Source organism: Mycobacterium paraseoulense (assembly GCF_010731655.1).
Lineage (GTDB): Bacteria > Actinomycetota > Actinomycetes > Mycobacteriales > Mycobacteriaceae > Mycobacterium > Mycobacterium paraseoulense.
The window spans coordinates 1,689,381-1,705,223 of record NZ_AP022619.1 but is presented as its reverse complement, the minus strand read 5'-3'; the positions used below and the strand labels follow the sequence as shown (position 1 = coordinate 1,705,223).

Annotated in this window: 13 protein-coding genes; 8 read left to right on the top strand and 5 right to left on the bottom strand. The window is 63.1% G+C overall.

Annotated features, from left to right (window positions below; all coding sequences use genetic code 11):
* Positions 1–7 precede the first annotated feature (7 nt).
* On the bottom strand, positions 8–1,180 hold the full coding sequence (locus G6N51_RS07770; protein ID WP_264052738.1) for a CaiB/BaiF CoA transferase family protein: 1,173 nt from the start codon (positions 1,178–1,180) through the stop codon (positions 8–10).
* Between the two features lie 602 nt (positions 1,181–1,782).
* Entirely contained in the window at positions 1,783–5,259 is a 3,477-nt protein-coding gene (locus tag G6N51_RS07765) for an indolepyruvate ferredoxin oxidoreductase family protein (RefSeq protein WP_163750669.1), read from the bottom strand.
* 155 nt (positions 5,260–5,414) lie between these two features.
* Here G6N51_RS07765 and G6N51_RS07760 point away from each other — a divergent pair, with 155 nt between their 5' ends.
* The 8 genes from G6N51_RS07760 (at position 5,415) to G6N51_RS07725 (ending at position 12,582) form a co-directional block, all read left to right on the top strand.
* Positions 5,415–5,921, top strand: a complete 507-nt coding sequence (locus tag G6N51_RS07760; protein WP_083173195.1) for an Lrp/AsnC family transcriptional regulator — start codon at positions 5,415–5,417, stop codon at positions 5,919–5,921.
* 167 nt (positions 5,922–6,088) lie between these two features.
* On the top strand, positions 6,089–7,231 hold the full coding sequence (locus G6N51_RS07755) for an acyl-CoA dehydrogenase family protein (RefSeq protein ID WP_083173123.1): 1,143 nt from the start codon (positions 6,089–6,091) through the stop codon (positions 7,229–7,231).
* A gap of 61 nt (positions 7,232–7,292) precedes the next feature.
* Positions 7,293–8,630 carry an aromatic ring-hydroxylating dioxygenase subunit alpha gene (locus tag G6N51_RS07750; RefSeq protein WP_083173124.1) on the top strand — a complete coding sequence of 446 codons (1,338 nt, stop codon included), beginning with the start codon at positions 7,293–7,295 and terminating at the stop codon, positions 8,628–8,630.
* Positions 8,627–9,211 (top strand): 3-phenylpropionate/cinnamic acid dioxygenase subunit beta, encoded by a 585-nt coding sequence (locus G6N51_RS07745; RefSeq protein WP_083173125.1) that lies wholly within the window; start codon positions 8,627–8,629, stop codon positions 9,209–9,211. Before G6N51_RS07750 ends, G6N51_RS07745 begins: the two co-directional genes overlap by 4 nt.
* A complete protein-coding gene (locus G6N51_RS07740) occupies positions 9,208–9,474 on the top strand; it encodes a hypothetical protein (protein WP_083173126.1) in 267 nt (88 codons plus the stop codon). Before G6N51_RS07745 ends, G6N51_RS07740 begins: the two co-directional genes overlap by 4 nt.
* Positions 9,471–10,277 (top strand): 3-(cis-5,6-dihydroxycyclohexa-1,3-dien-1-yl)propanoate dehydrogenase, encoded by an 807-nt coding sequence (hcaB, locus tag G6N51_RS07735; RefSeq protein WP_083173127.1) that lies wholly within the window; start codon positions 9,471–9,473, stop codon positions 10,275–10,277. Before G6N51_RS07740 ends, hcaB begins: the two co-directional genes overlap by 4 nt.
* Before the next feature lie 29 nt (positions 10,278–10,306).
* Positions 10,307–11,557: an NAD(P)/FAD-dependent oxidoreductase gene (locus G6N51_RS07730; protein ID WP_083173128.1), complete on the top strand. Its 1,251-nt coding sequence runs from the start codon at positions 10,307–10,309 to the stop codon at positions 11,555–11,557.
* 32 nt (positions 11,558–11,589) lie between these two features.
* Entirely contained in the window at positions 11,590–12,582 is a 993-nt protein-coding gene (locus G6N51_RS07725) for a substrate-binding domain-containing protein (RefSeq protein ID WP_232078262.1), read from the top strand.
* On the opposite strand, the gene G6N51_RS07720 is transcribed toward G6N51_RS07725, so the two are convergent.
* Genes G6N51_RS07720 through G6N51_RS07710 form a run of 3 tightly spaced genes read right to left on the bottom strand, consistent with a single transcriptional unit; the run spans position 12,568 to position 15,694 of the window.
* Positions 12,568–13,566: an amidohydrolase family protein gene (locus tag G6N51_RS07720; protein ID WP_232078537.1), complete on the bottom strand. Its 999-nt coding sequence runs from the start codon at positions 13,564–13,566 to the stop codon at positions 12,568–12,570. The two genes, G6N51_RS07725 and G6N51_RS07720, sit on opposite strands and share 15 nt — an antisense overlap.
* A gap of 41 nt (positions 13,567–13,607) precedes the next feature.
* Entirely contained in the window at positions 13,608–14,189 is a 582-nt protein-coding gene (locus G6N51_RS07715) for a MarR family winged helix-turn-helix transcriptional regulator (protein WP_083173129.1), read from the bottom strand.
* 11 nt (positions 14,190–14,200) lie between these two features.
* The gene (locus G6N51_RS07710; RefSeq protein ID WP_083173130.1) at positions 14,201–15,694 is read right to left on the bottom strand and encodes an aldehyde dehydrogenase family protein; all 1,494 of its coding nucleotides are present in this window, start codon (positions 15,692–15,694) and stop codon (positions 14,201–14,203) included.
* Between the last annotated feature and the right edge of the window lie 149 nt (positions 15,695–15,843).

Below are 15,843 nucleotides of genomic sequence, written 5' to 3'. Positions count from 1 at the left end.
CAAGGGTTTATACGGTGCGCGAGGTGCGCAGGTGGACGATTTGCTCACTGGTGTAACCCAATTCGGTGAGGACTGAATCGGTGTGCTGGCCTAGGCTTGGCACGGGTCCCAGCACCACCGGGACACCGGACAAGGTCGCAGGTGGCGACAGTGCGCGTATCGGGCCGTTAGGGGTGTCCACCTCACCCCAACGGTGCCGTTGGGTCAAGGATCGGTGCGCGATGAGGTCCGCGACCGAGTTTATCGATGCAGTGGCGACGGCTGCTTCCTCCAGCAGGGCGAGGGCATCGATCGTCTTCAGCTTGGACAATCGGTCGGCGATGATGGCATTGCACTCGTCGCGGTGGGCCACCCTGGCGGAGTTGCTCGCGAAGCGTTCATCGTGCGCTAGTTCGGGCAGCGCCAACACGATTCGACAGAAGCTGGCCCATTCGCGTTCGTTTTGAACTGCCAGCAGTATGGAGCCGTCGGCGGTTTCAAAGGGGCCGTATGGGGCGATCGTGGCGTGCTGGGCGCCAAAGCGGGCTGGTTGACGGCCGCTGTAGTGGCTGTAATACATTGGCGCACCCATCCATTCGGCCATGGCGTCAAACAACGACACCTCGACTGGGCCGGCCTGACCGGTTTTCGCGCGGCGCAGCAACGCCGTCAGGATGCCGCTGAAGGCGTACATTCCGGCGGCGATGTCGGCGATGGAAATGCCGACTTTGGCCGGCGATGACGGCGTGCCGGTCAACGACAGCAGGCCAGACTCGCCCTGCACCAGCAGGTCGTAGGCTTTTCGCTGGGCGTCTTGGCCGACGGCGCCATAGCCCGAAATGCTGCAGACGATTATGTTCGGGTGACGTCGGGCTACCGCGTCGGCATCCAGATCGATCCGCCCCGCGGCCCCTGGGCCCAGATTGTGCACTAGCACATCGGCTTTGGACAACAGCGCTTCCAAGATTGCCCGGCCCGCTGCGCATTTGAGGTCGATAGTAAGGGACTCCTTGGACCGGTTGAGCCACACGAAGTAGCTGGACTGGCCCAACACCGTCTCGTCATAGTGGCGAGCGAAGTCGCCGCCGTCGGGCCGCTCGATCTTGATCACCCGGGCACCCAGGTCTGCCAGTTGCCGGGTCGCGAATGGCGCGGCGACGGCCTGCTCAACGCTGACCACGGTGGTTCCTTCTAGTGGCAACGGTTCCTGCAACGTCGACGATCTCCTGGGGCGATGAAGGCCTACTGACCATGTACGGCCAAATATACATTTGGCCGTATTTTGATCTGCCAATGGGTGGGCCAGCCATGGCTTCAGGTTCGGCATATGCGTCCTTGACCTGGTGGTATAGGCCCAGCGGCACCCCAGTACGGCCAAGGATAAACGTTAACCTTATTTGGCGATTTGTCTGGCGGCTGTGGGATGGAGCGCTAAACGGCCGCGATGGCCCGCGGAGCCAGGACGCGCGGCCAAGACGGGTTCCTCTCCCTGCCCGCACGCATCAGCGAAACCTCCGCGATCCGGACTGTTGGTGCCCCAAAGCAAGGGCCGGTATTTTGCGGTCACGTTCGGTTTCGGTCGCAGCCTGCTTGGCCGGGCAACCTCGCAAATCGCTGCCCAACTCCGAATCGTGCTGATCGCTGATCTCGACGACCATCCGAACCGCCCGCTCCCGCAGCTCGGGCGGGTAACGCCTCGACGTACTCCCTGACATGACTCCAACCTTCCCAAGAAGTGGAGTCTCCGACACGCCGGTTCACTTTGAACCAGGACCGTTCTGCTGCGGACCTCATCAAGGGCTGTCAGGCTGACAGTATCGACGTGTCGATCTCAAGTTCGCGTAGCCGGGCTACATAGCGGCGAAGGTTATACATCTTTACCTCTTCGTACCCGCGGATCAGGTCGGGGGCCGAGGCGATGGCTATAGCCCTGTCGTAGCTATCGCGAGTGAGGGTGGCCAGAAGTTCATTTAGGCATGACTCGTAGTGGGTGATCAGCTTGCGCTCCATACGCCGGATCCGCGTATACGCGAAGGGATCGAAAGGGTGACCGCGTAGGAGCTTTCCCTTTGCGAGCAGCCGCAGCGCGAAGTGCACGCGGGGTCCCATGCTGATCTTCTTCTTGCGGCCAAGGGCTTTTAAGATCGGTGGGTGCAGCTTGTAGGTCAGCCCTTTAGCCCCGGGTATCTGTGTCGTCACCGATTCCAGGAATGCCGGGTCAGTGAGCATGCGCGCGACTTCGTATTCGTCTTTGTAGGCAAGCAGCTTGAAGAAGTTGCGCACGACAGCTCCAGAGAGTTCGGTGCGGTCGGTGATCGCGCGCTCCTGCGACCATACGTTTTGAGTCAGAGTGATTAGCCGACTGGCCAAGCGCTCGCCCTGGTATGCGATGAGGTCTGCGCTGCGGTGCTCCAGCACGTCTCGTGTTGTACCGGTTACAGAACAGGCGGCGAGTAGTCGCCGGGGTAACGCGGCCGAGTTGTTGCACGAGACAGCTGCAGGGGCTGTTGCGCTTTGGAAGAACTCCGGCTCAGCGACGGCCACGCGCCCCCAGTGGAATGCCAAGCGGTTAGCTTGAACCGCGACTCCGTTGATGGAGATCGCTTCTTCGATCGCGGCGGCGCTGATGGGGAGTGCTCCGGCTTGGTACGCGGCCCCCACTAAGAGAAAGTTTGCGGTGGTGGTGTTGCCGAATAGGCGCTCAGCGATGGCCAGGGCATCGAAGGAAACCAAAGAGCGGGTCCGAACATCCAATCGTGACAACAACGTCTCGTCGGCGGGATATTCGATTGCGCTGTTGTAAATCATGTCACCGGTGGGTGTCTTGCTGGTCGAGGCAATCGCGATTGTGCGGTTGGGGTTGCCGTATCCGATGTTCCTGGCATCGACAGCAGTAAGCAGGTCGAACGCGAGGATGCAATCGGCCGACTCCGGGCTGACGCGATTTGACCCCGACGCCGCACCGGTGCTGAGGCGCAAATGGGACGTTACCGGGCCGGCTTTTTGGCTCAGGCCTGTCTGGTCGAGCCCGTTGGCGTGTAGTCCCGCGCGCAATGCCGCCACTGCGAGCACCTGATTGACGGTCACGATCCCGGTACCGCCGATGCCGGCCAGAAATACGTTGTAATCACCTACGATCGGTGGATGTATGGGTTCGGGGACTTCTGGCGGAATCGGTAGCTCCAGCGCCGATTTGACCGCGGTCGACTCAGGGACTTCTACGGTGACAAATGACGGGCAGTTGCCGTCGAGGCACGTGTAGTCGGTATTGCAGGTTGTTTGGTCGATGCGGGTTTTGCGACCCAGCTCAGTGTCGACCGGTTGCACGGATAGGCAATTGCTCTTTATTCCGCAGTCACCGCAACCTTCGCAAACCGCCTCATTGATGAGCACACGGGTGCGTTTAGCTGGCAGCTTGCCACGCTTGCGTTTGCGTCGTGCCTCGGCCGCGCACTGCTGGTCGTAGATCAGAACGGTGACGCCTTTGATTTCGCGAAGAACACGTTGTGCCTCATCTAGGCGGTCGCGATCCCATAGCAGCACCTTCTTGGGCAACGTGGCGCCTGCATACCTTTCCGCTTCTTCTGCGCAAACGATGATTTTGGTGACCCCCTCGGCAAGCAGTTTGTGGGTTAGCTCGGGAACAGCCACCCCTGCCTCAACGGTTTGGGCTCCGGTCATCGCAACGACGGAGTTGTAGAGGATCTTGTACGTGATATTGACCCCAGCAGCCACACAAGCCTGCACTGCGAGTTGCCCGGAGTGGAAATACGTTCCATCGCCCACATTTTGGAAAATGTGCTCGACGTCAGTGAATGGCGCCTGTCCGATCCACTGTGCGCCTTCGCCGCCCATCTGCGTCAGCCCGGTGACCTGAGAATCGGCACGCGAAGACATCGTGACCAACGTGTGACATCCGATCCCGCCTCCGGCAAGGGAACCTTCCGGTACCGCGGTGGATCGGTTGTGCGGACAGCCTGAGCAGAAATACGGAGTGCGCGGGGTGGGCAAGACGGTGAGCTCGAGGGCGGGTGGGGGAGAAATCGTCAATGCCACGCGGTCCTTCAAGACCTGTCGCAGCGGGCCCAATAGGCGCGCGGCGGTCAATTCGCCATCCGACGGTATCAGCGCACGGCGATCTGGGCCGCGCTTACCGAAAACTACTGGTGCGCCGCTACACGCGTAAAGGATGTCTTTGACTTGCATTTCAACGAAAGCTGTCTTGTCTTCTACCACCAGGATCTGTTGTACGTCGTCGGCCAGGCGGCGCAACTTGTCCGAACCAAGCGGGTAGGGCATTCCGACGCGGAGAATCCGGATCCCGGCACGTAGAAGATCGATGTCACCCAAGCCGAGATTGGCAAGCGCCTCGCGGACGGCGTCGTATGCGGTGCCGACCGCCACAATGCCCAGCCACGCTTGCGGAGGGTCTATTTCGATGCTGTCGATCTCGTTGGCGGTGTTGAACGCTTCCACCATTGCCCAGCGCGGCCCGTAGAGGTCGGCCTCGGCCAGGAGACTATCCGGTGGTGCGGCGCAGATGCGCTGACGATATGTCCAGGGGCGGCCGTCCCATTCAATGGTCGGGGTCGCGATGCCGAAGTTGGCGAAGTCGCGGTCCAGTGTCCAGACGCCATCGGCGACATCGGCGACGATCTTCATCGCCGACCAGCAGCCCGAGGCACGAGACAGCGCGACGCCGTACATCCCGAAAGCGACAATCTCCTCGGCATTGCGGGGAAAGAAAATCGGCATGGACAATGCGGCCATTGACCTTTCGCTCGCGACGGGCACGCTCGACGACTTCGAGGCGGGATCATCACCCACCAAGACGAGCGTGCCGCCCGCCGGGTTGGCACCATACAATGCTCCGTGGCGCAGTGCATCGCTCGCGCGGTCCAGCCCCGGTCCCTTGCCATACCAGACGCCGATGACGCCGTCGTAGTAGCGGGTCCCCGACGGAAGATTGAGCTGACTTCCCCAGACTGACGTCGCCGCGAGTTCTTCGTTGACTGCGGGCACCAGATGCACATGGTGATCAGCACGCAGCGCGTGCTGACCGGCCAGAAGCTGGTCGAGGCCCGCCAGGGGGCTGCCCTGGTACCCGGAGACGAAAGTAGCGACGTGGCGGCCGGCGCGGCGGTCACGTTCACGCTGCTCGACCAGTTGTCGAGCAATCGCCTGAACGCCGGTCAACACAACCGGTCCCGAAGACGTCCGGTAACGCGACGCGAGGCTGTCGGCGATCGCCATCGGCTCCGCCGCTTGCAGTTCTGTCATAGCTTCCACACCGTCCAAGATCGGGTCACGTTCGTTTACGGAATACAATGAGTAGAACTAATACTGCACTTTATGCATAATCAGATCAATTAGAACCGGATTAGCTGAGCTGATGGTTCAGCAGCCGACTCCTGCGACCAGGTGAGGTGAATCAACTGCTCAGCATCGACCGGCTCGACGTCGAACTGCTCGAGATGCTCGCGCGTGATGCGCGCAGGGGTGTTGTCGAGCTGGCGTCGACCCTCGGCATTTCGCGCAACACCGTGCAGTCACGTTTGAGACGGCTGGAGGACGGTGGCCTCGTGACCGGTTACCGGCCAGTGGTGGATCTGCAGCAAGCTGGAATCGCCACCCAGGCGTTCATCGGTCTCGAGGTCCAGCAGGGCCGGCTCTCGTCAATCTTCGACGCGCTCGCCGCGATACCTCAGGTGTTGGAGGTGCATATCACCACTGGGCGCGAAGATCTCCTGGTCCGCGTCGCCACGCAGACCCAGGCCGGCTTGCAGGAACTCATCGAACAAATCGTCGTGATCCCCGGGGTCGTCCACTCAACCACCACATTGGCACTTACAACGCCGTTGCCGTACCGAGCGATGCCCCTGCTCAAGTACATGACCCGGAATGCCGGTTGGGGGCGGTCGACACCGCCGCAGCGAAGTTGAATCCCCCGCGTTGCCAGCGCGGAGTGCTGACGTATCACCACTGGCGACGCCCGGCGGTCGATGCCATGCTGACCGCAGCTTGAACATAAGCTACGGATAGTGTTTTATTTATTCGATATGTTTCAAAGCCCGGTGAACCCGATTTTGCAGTCGTCAGGAAGGCTGCTGTGAAACGCGGCTTGTTCACCGATGACCACCAGGCGTTCCGCGCCACGGTGCGCGGGTTCTACGCCGAGCAGGTGGTGCCCGAGTACGCCGACTGGGAGCGCGCCGGCGCGCCGCCGCGTCATTTCTGGATTGCCGCGGGCAAGCTTGGGCTGCTCGGGATTCAAGTCCCTGAGGAGTTCGGCGGGGGCGCACAGGACAGTTTCCTCTTCAATGTGATCCTCACCGAGGAATCCCAGCGTGCGGGAATCGCACTAGGCGGGCTGCGGATGCACACCGACATCGCGATGCCGTACTTCTTGCGGGTAACGAACGCCGAACAGAAGAGCCGCTGGCTGCCGCGACTGGTGTCCGGTGAAGCGGTGTCGGCACTGGCGATGTCCGAGCCGGGGGCCGGCTCCGACTTGAAGGCGATCGCCACGCGCGCGATTCGTGACGGCGACCACTACATCGTGAACGGGTCGAAGACCTTCATCTCCAACGGTGCAAACGCCGATCTCATCATCACTGCGGTCAAGACGGATCCCGGGGCCGGTCGAGCGGGTATGAGCCTGCTCGTCATCGAGGGCGACAGCCCCGGGCTGGCCCGGGGCCGCAAACTGGAAAAGCTCGGACTGAAATCCCAGGATCTCGCAGAGCTGATCTTCGAAAACGTCGCGGTGCCCGTCGAAAACCTGCTCGGCGAAGAAGGCCGTGGGTTCGCCTACCTGGCGGAGAACCTGGCCCAGGAGCGACTTTCGATCGCAATCAACAGCCAGGCCGCCGCAGTTAAGGCGCTCTACGACACGGTCGATTACACCAAGGACCGCAAGGCTTTTGGAACGACGGTTTCGGGATTTCAGAACACCAAATTCGAGCTCGCGGCCTGCGCGACCGACATCGAGGCGGGCCAGTCACTATTGGACCGCGCGCTGCTTGCCCACGAGGCAGGCGAGCTATCGGCCTCCGACGCGGCAATGGTCAAACTGTTCTGCACCGAGCTGCAGGGCCGCGTGATCGACCGCTGCCTACAGCTGCACGGCGGCTATGGCTACATGATGGAGTATCCGATCGCCCGTGCCTACGCCGATGCCCGCGTCTCGCGCATCTATGCCGGCTCCAGCGAGGTCATGAAGGTGATCATCGCCCGGTCACTGGGGCTCTAGTGAATTCGTTGGCGCGCTCAAGGCGCTGTAACTACCCAAGCGAGGGTGGGAGAGGATCGTCATGACACAGTTGCGCAGCGTGCTCGACGATGTGCGGCGCGGAATGATTCCGGCGCACATCTACAACGACCGCGCGATTTTCGAACTTGAAAAAGAGCGACTCTTCAGCCGGGCATGGATCTTCGTCGGTCACGAATCCGAGATTGCCCAGCCCGGTGACTATGTCGTGCGCCGCGTGCTCAACGACTCGTTCATCGTCGTCCGTGACGAAGAAGGAGGTGTGCAAGCGCACTTCAACATGTGCTTGCACCGCGGCATGCAGGTTTGCCGCGCCGAAATGGGTAACGCCTCGCATTTCCGGTGCCCCTACCACGGCTGGTCCTACCGCAACGACGGGAGGATCGTTGGGCTACCGTTCCACAAGGAAGCCTATGGTGGCGAAGCCGGGTTCAAGCGCAAGGGGGAGCGACTGCTGCCGGCGCCCAACCTCGGCATCTACAACGGGCTGATCTTCATCAACCTAGCCAAAGATGCACCGCCGCTTGATGACTACCTCGGCGACTTCCGGTTCTATTTGGACTTCTATACCAAGCAGAGCGGCAGTGGGATCGAACTTCATGGCCCGCAGCGTTGGCGCATCAAGGCGAATTGGAAGATCGCTGCTGAGAATTTTGCCGGCGACATGTACCACACGCCACACACGCACACCTCGGTCGTCGAGATCGGTCTGTTCCGTGAGCCCAGTGCCCAGAAGCGCAAGGAAGGAGTGATCTACTGGGCGGGCAGTGGCGGGGGCACCACCTATAAACTCCCTGACGGATCCCTGTGTGAGCGGCTGCGTTACGTCGGCTATACCGACGAGATGATCGGTCGGATGAAAAGCTCGTGGTCAGCCGCTCAACTCGATGTGATCGGTCGCGACGGCCATATGTTCAGCGCCGCGTCGCTGTACCCCAACCTCGCCCTCGTGCACAACTGGCCGAAAGTCGCCGATTCAGATGATGTGCTGCCCTTCATCACGCTGCGACAGTGGCAGCCGATCGCCGAGGACGAGACCGAAATCCTGTCCTGGTTCGCCGTGGATGCGCAAGCGCCGGAGGAGTTCAAGGCGCTGTCCTACAAGGCCTATCTGATGTGCTTCGGCAGCACCGGCATGTTCGAGCAGGACGACGTCGAGAACTGGGTGTCGTTGACCAACACCGCCGCCGGTTCCATGGCGCGCCGGCTACTGCTCAACAGCAGGATGGGGCTGCTGGACGACGGCACCGAACTCACCGCGCCGTTATCCCGCGAGTGCTTTTCCGGCCCGGGCATCGCGCGCAAGGGTTACAGCGAGTTCAATCAGCGAGAGTTCTTGCGGCGTTGGGCTGATGACCTGGAGTCGGGGGGCCGGTCATGACAACCGACACAAGCCATTCGGGTGCCTCGCGCCTCGGCGCGACAGCGCCGCGGACCGCCCGCATGGGTAACAGTCTGCGCTTCGACGACGACCGCCACCTCGAGGCGCACCGCTGGCTCGTCGACGAGACCTACCTACTCGACGCGCAGGCCTACACCGAATGGCTTGACCTGCTTGCCGACGACATTCACTACCTGATGCCGGTGCGGGTGACCACAGCGCTGCACGCCGGATACGACACCAGCCCCGGCATGGCACATTTCGACGAGGACAAATACTCGTTGTCCCGCAGGGTCGCCCGGTTCCTGACCGAACACGCATGGACGGAGGATCCGCCGTCGCGGTTGCGGCATCACCTGTCGAATGTGCGCAGCTTTGCCACCGCGGACCCGGACTGCCTCGTGGTCGACTCGGCGCTGCTGCTGTTCCGCAGCCGGGGTGACGTCCGGGAAGGAGCATTCCTGTCCGCGGGCCGCGAGGACCTGCTCCGCCGAGAGGAAGGCCGGTGGAAGCTGGCCCGCCGCACCATCCTGGTCGACGAGTCGGTGATCCGGATGCAGAACTTGGCGATCTTCCTATGATCGAAGCCCCGTTTCAGGTTGTCGGTGAACCCATTACGATCGCCAACGAGTTCGCCGAGGTGCGTGTGTCGCGTGTACAGACCCGCAACGGGGCGCGGTTGCTCATCGAGTCCAACAAGTCGGGCGATCAGGTGCTGTTGTGCCCGCTGGAACTTGAGGCGCTGACTCGGCAGAGCACCGCGACATTCTCGGCGATGATCAGCCGGCCGTTCGGATCGCTGCTTGCCGATGCCTCCGCCGACCCCTCGGCCGAGCAAACATGACCGGTTGGCTCGAGGGCCGATCCGCGCTCGTCGTCGGCGCCGGATCCGGGATCGGACGGGCCGTTGTGGACGCGTTCCTGGCCGAGGGCGCGTGCGTCGCGGTCCTCGAGCGTGACCCGGAGAAGTGCGCCACCTTGTCGTCGGAGCTTCCCGACGTGGTCGTGACCACAGGCGACGCGGCCACCCGAGTCGCCAACGAACGCGCGGTTGCCGCCGCGGCGAACGCGTTCGGCGGCCTCGACATCCTCGTCAATTGCGTTGGCATCTTCGACTTCTACCGCAGCATCGAGGACCTCGACGCCAATCTCATCGACGACGCGTTCGACGAGATGTTCCGCACCAATGTCAAGAGCCACCTCCATTCGGTCAAAGCCGCGCTGCCGCAGTTACATCGCTCCGCGCACCCGGTCGTGGTTCTCACTGAATCCACCTCCTCCTACTATCCCGGTCGCGGTGGCGTCCTTTACGTCGCATCGAAATTCGCCGTCCGTGGAATGGTGATAGCGCTGGCACATGACTTGGCGCCCGACATCCGTGTCAACGCCGTCGCCCCCGGCGGGACCGTGGGCACCGATCTGCGCGGTATGGCGAGTCTCGGATCAACCCAACGCAGTGTGCCCGACACGCCGGCTCGTCGTGCAGAACTGGCGGAGCGGGTGCCACTTTGCGTCGCGCTGTCCGCGGAGGACCACGCCTGGGGTTACGTCTTTCTCGCATCCGACCGGGCGCGCGGCCTCACCGGCGAGGTCGTGCACTCCGATGGCGGAATGCGTGTCGCCGCAGCACCGAGGAAGCGGCAATGACCGCGTCCGGAGAACCACACGGAGCGACGATGGAACCCAGCTCGACTGCCGTCATTGTCGGATCGTCGGTCGCCGGGGTGCGCACCGCCCGCGCCCTGCGATCTCAGGGTTTTAGCGGCCGCATCTTGATAATCGGCGAGGAAGCCGAACTGCCCTACGACAAGCCACCGCTGTCCAAGCAGTTCCTCACCGGTGTGTGGGACGAGGACAGGGTGAGACTCCTGACCGCCGACGCCGCACAAACCGCCGGCATCGAGCTGCGGCTCGGCAGCCCAGCGATACGCCTCGACATCGCAAGCCGCACAGTGCTTCTTGCCGACGGTTCCTCCGTTCCGTATGACGTCCTGGTTATCGCCACCGGCGCACACGCACGACCGGCGCCATGGCCGGTGGAGTCCGGTGTGCACGTCGTCCGCACGCTCGACGACAGCCGGCGGCTCGCCCGCGACCTGCACTCGATGTCCGGCCCGGTAGTGGTCGTCGGAGGCGGATTCATCGGCGCGGAAGTCGCCGCGACCGCGCGCGCGACGGGCCGCGACGTGACGATCGTCGACCCGCTCCACGCACCGATCGGCCGCATCGTGGGCGACGAGCTCGGGGTGATGTTCACCGATCTTCACCATCGTCATGGCGTGCGGACGCGGTTCGGCGACGGTGTCGAAGCCGTCGACGGCGTCGCCGGGGCGCTGCGGGTCACGTTGACCAACGGCAAGGTGTTACCGGCCGCAACGGTGATCGTCGGGATCGGCGCGGTACCCAACGACTCCTGGCTGGCGTCGTCGGGGCTTCTGATCGACAACGGCGTGGTATGCGACCAATTCTGCCGCGCAGTCGATGACGGTCGCGTCTTCGCCGTCGGCGACGTGACTCGCTGGCATCACCTTCGGCACGGCGAAGACGTCCGGGTCGAGCATTGGACAAACGCGGCCGACCAGGCCGCATGCGTTGCGCACAACATCGTCCACCCCGACCACCTGCGGCCTTACACACCGACCGAGTACGTCTGGAGCGATCAGTACGACTGGAAGATTCAGATCGCCGGGCGGCCCGCCCGGGCGGCGCTGCTGAAAATCATCGGCGGCCTGGGTTGCGAGAAGCCCCGCGCCGCAGCAGTGTTCGGCGATAAGTCGGGCATTCTGCGAGGCGCGGTAACGGTCAACTGGCCCAAAGCACTTTTGATGTGCCGCACGATGGTCGGCTCCGAGGCAACCGCCGCAGCGGCGGTGGAGCAGCTCGAGCTGTTGCCGCTCACGACCGCCGCGGCGCCCTCCTCGACTTAGGCTTCGTGCAACGAGAATGAAGAGCAGATGACATGCCACAACCGCTCGAACTGACCTACGGTGGAGAGCTCTACGACCGCACCCTGCGTCTCTACACCGGCCAGGTGCGTCCCGAAGGGGTGCGCCTGCGGTATCTGCATACGCGCATCGAGGACTTGTTCTGGCGGCAGGGACGGTTCGCCGAATTCGACGTCGCGGAATACTCGATGGGCGCATACCTGTCGACGTTGAAGGCTCCCGACCCGCCCTTCATCGCCATTCCGGTGTTCGTATCCCGCGCCTTTCGGCACGCCTCGGTGTACCTCAACGCGGACGCCGGCATATCCGCAGTCAACGACCTGGGGAACCGGACCATCGGCACCCCGGAGTGGAGTATGACGGCGTCACTGTGGATGCGTGGCATCCTGACCGAGCACTATGGCGTGGAGCTGACCTCGATCCATTGGCGGACAGGAGGTTTGGAGCAGCCGGGCCGACAGGAGAAGTCGCCGGTCACACCACCCGACGGTTTCGATGTCACCCGCATAGGTGACATGGAGACGCTGACCGACCAACTGCTGTGTGGCGACATCGACGCATTGATCACCGCGCGTACGCCGTCGGCTTTCTTGCGGTGCGATCCGCGGATCACCCGACTATGGCCGGATTTTCGCAGTGCGGAACGTGCGTACTTCAAAGCCACAGCGATCATTCCGATCATGCACGTGGTGGTGGTGAAACGCGAACTCGTCGCGGCACATCCCTGGTTGGCGAACAACTTGGTCGACGCGTTCGAGGCGGCACGCAGACCCGTCCAGCGCGAGCTGCTCGACACGGCGGTGTCCACGAGTTCCCTGATCTGGGAGTCGGCGTACGCGCAGGATGAAGCCGCGGTCTTCGGGGACCCGTTCCGCAACGGTGTGGCCGAGAATGCTGCCACGCTGGATGCGCTGCTGACCTATGCCCATCACCAAGGCTTCACCGACCGGGTGCTCGCCTATGACGAGGTGTTCGTCCCGTCGACGGTGAGCTCAGCGCGGGTGTGACCCTACGCGGTCCTGGCTCAGCCCCAGGATTGTGGTCGCGGTGGTCGAAGTCACCGAGGTGGTCACCGCTTCGATGAGTCCGGCGGCGAATAGCGCTGCACCCGCTGGCCTTTCGGCGATCATAAATGGGTAGTCGGTGCCGATGGCCACCCGCTCGGCACCGACCCGTGCGATCAGCGCCGCCAACGCATCCGGGTCGAAGACCAGCGAATCGTAGTAGAAGCGACCCACATACGACGACGGCCGGTCACTAGTATCTCCGGCCTGCGGAAGGCACTCCCAAATCCGGTCGATCCGCGACAGCAGGCCCAGAAACGCCCCTCCGCCGTGGGCCAGCAGAATCTTCAGACCCGGGTGGCGATCCAACACCCCGCCCAGCACCAACGAGGCCGCTGCCGCGGCGGTTTCGGCTCCCATGCCGATCGAATGCGCCAGCCCGTGTTTGGACAGCCGGTCGGCGCCCAGCACATTGCACGGATGGACGAAAATCAACGCGGATTCTTCGGCGCAGGCGGCGAAGAACGGCTCGAGCGCAGGGTCGTCGAGGCTACGGCCGCCGACGTTGGATCCGATCTCCACGCCGGCCAGCTTGAGGTCGCGCACGATGGCGACGGCCATCTCGGCAGCCCGCGCTGGATCTTGTAGTGGCACGGTACCCAGCCCGGCGAATCGGGACGGGTGGTCGCGAACCAGACCGGCGATCCACTCATTCTGGATGCGCGACAGAGTCGCCACACCTTCATGGTTCAGACCATAGGAGAACGTGATGGGGATCGGCGAGACCACCTGCATTGCGACTCCGTCGGCGTCCATGTCCTCCAGTCGCCGCTGCGGATCCCAGCAATGATCGGTGATTGACCGGAAGTGCCTGCCGCCGACCAGGATATCGGCTGTGCACGATCCAGTCTGGACGAGTTCAGGCCATGAACCACCGAAGCGGTTCGTGAAATTCGGGAGATAGCGCGGCAGGCCATGCGTATGCACATCGACGATGTGCGGCCTGTCGGGCCGCGCGGCACCGAGCGTCACGACACGGCCACGCGTTTCGCCCGACCCGACCGACCACGGCCCGCCAAGGAATCGGGGTTCACACCATTGGGGGTGTTCGCCTCGATCGAATCAAAGAAACGTTCCAGCAGCGCCCGAAGCTGTTGCTTCTGCCTCTGGGTGAGCCCATCCATCAGTTGCTGCAGATACGTCCAATGTCCCGGCAGAAATTTGCGCAGGAACGCGCGTCCCTGGCTACTGATCCGGATCAGAAACGAACGCCGATCATCGGGGTTTGAGATCCGTTCGAGGAGCTGCCGCTCCACCAGTCCATCGACCACGCCGGTCAGGTTCGCCGGGCGCACCGCCACGGCCTGCCCCAGCGCCCCCATCGTCAGAGGCTCGGGCGCGCGGTCCAACACGGTGAGGATGTTCAGCTGGCTGGTGTTGAGGCCATGCGGCAGCAGCTCGGCGGCGTGAGCTCGCTCGAAAGCGGTCGCGGTACGAAACATGGTCAGGGTCAACGCCAGAACCGTAGGGTCGAATTCTGGGCCTTCCAGTTCGGCCGCTCTGGCAATTTGTTCGGCGACGGACGACGGCGTGCGAGCAGATCGGGGCATCGGACCTCCTTTCACCGCAGCGGAATGTTGACGGTCTTGGATTGCAGATAGCTTTCCAGCTCCTCGATGCCCTCTTCGGTCCCGATACCGCTGTTCTTGTGTCCGCCGAACGGTGCCCCGAGGAAATGACTGCCGGAACCGTTGATCCAGACGTAGCCGGTATCAAGCCGGTCGGCCACCGATATCGCGGTGGTGATGTCGTTGCTCCACACCGCACCCGTGAGTCCGAATGGCAGCTCGTTGGCCTGTTCGATCACGGTGTCCAGATCCGTCCAGCGGAAGACCGAAAGCACAGGCCCGAAGACCTCCTCGCGCGCGATCCTCATCGACGTGTCGACATCGGCGAAGATCGTCGGTTCGACGTAGCAGCCGTTCTCGAATTCTTCACCGTCAGGTCTGCCGCCGCCGGTGACCAGACGCGCTCCATCCTCGTGCGCCGATTCGATGTACCCTATCACCTTGTCGTATTGCGCTTGCGAGACAAGGCAACCCATCTCCGTACGCGGGTCGAGCGGGTGCCCGATACGGATCGACTTGAGCCGGTCGCTGAGATCGGCGACCACCTGGTCGTGCAGTGATTCGTGGACGAAGAGCCGGGTGGTCGACCCGCACGACTGGCCCTGACTCCAATGGCAGTTCATGCCAAACGCGGCCCCTTCGACGACGGCAGCCGGATCGGCGTCCGGGCAGACGACCATCGCGTTCTTGCCGCCCAACTCCAGCGTCACGTGCTTGATTCCCGCCGATGCCGCCGACGCCAGGACCCGTTGCCCGGTCTCGACGCTGCCGATGAGCGCCAGCCGCTTGACGGCGGGGTGGCGTACCAGAGCATCGCCGGTAACCGCGCCGGGCCCGGACAGGATGTTGACCACCCCGGGTGGGAAGGACTCGAGCACGACCTCGGCCATCAGCAGCGACGAAAGTGGGGCCTGATCGGGAATCTTGAGTACCAGGGTGTTGCCGGTGATCACGGGTGCGCCGACTTTGGCGGCGGCAAACAGTATCGGATGGTTGTAGGGAATGATCCGTCCTACGACGCCGTACGGTTCCTTGCGGGTCAGCAACCAGCTGCGGGTCATCGAGGGCAGCGTGGCGCCGGCGAGGCTGAACGCGACCCCGGCGTGATAATCGAGCCAGCGCGCCGCCATCATCACGTCACCGACCATGGCGGTGACGGGATTACCGGTGTCGATGGCGTCGAGCAGTCCGAAGTCCCTGGCGCGCGAGCGCAATCGCGCAGCGAAATCACGGATCATTTGCGCCCGCTCGGTAAGCGGGGTGTCGCGCCACGGCGTAAAGGCTGCCGTGGCGGCCGATACCGCGGCGGCGACGTCGCTTTCACCCGCGCAGGGCACGTGCGCGATGGTGGTCCCGTCGTGCGGTGTCGTGATCTCCATCGTCGCACCGTCATGAGCTGCCGCGGCTGTGCTGCCGATGAGCATGCGCCAGTCGCGGTCGAGCAGCGCAGCCACGGCCTCGGTGTTGTCAGCCAGTGAAGACTGCATAGGGTTCGACCCACTTCCCACGTGCTCGCCTCTTTCTCGGGACGCGACTCTGGTGCGCGCCAAGGTCATGATGCCCATCTCGTGGACGATTGTGCATCAGTCAGTATAGTCTAGAATAGTTCAGAGTGATAAATATTGTTCAAGTAAAC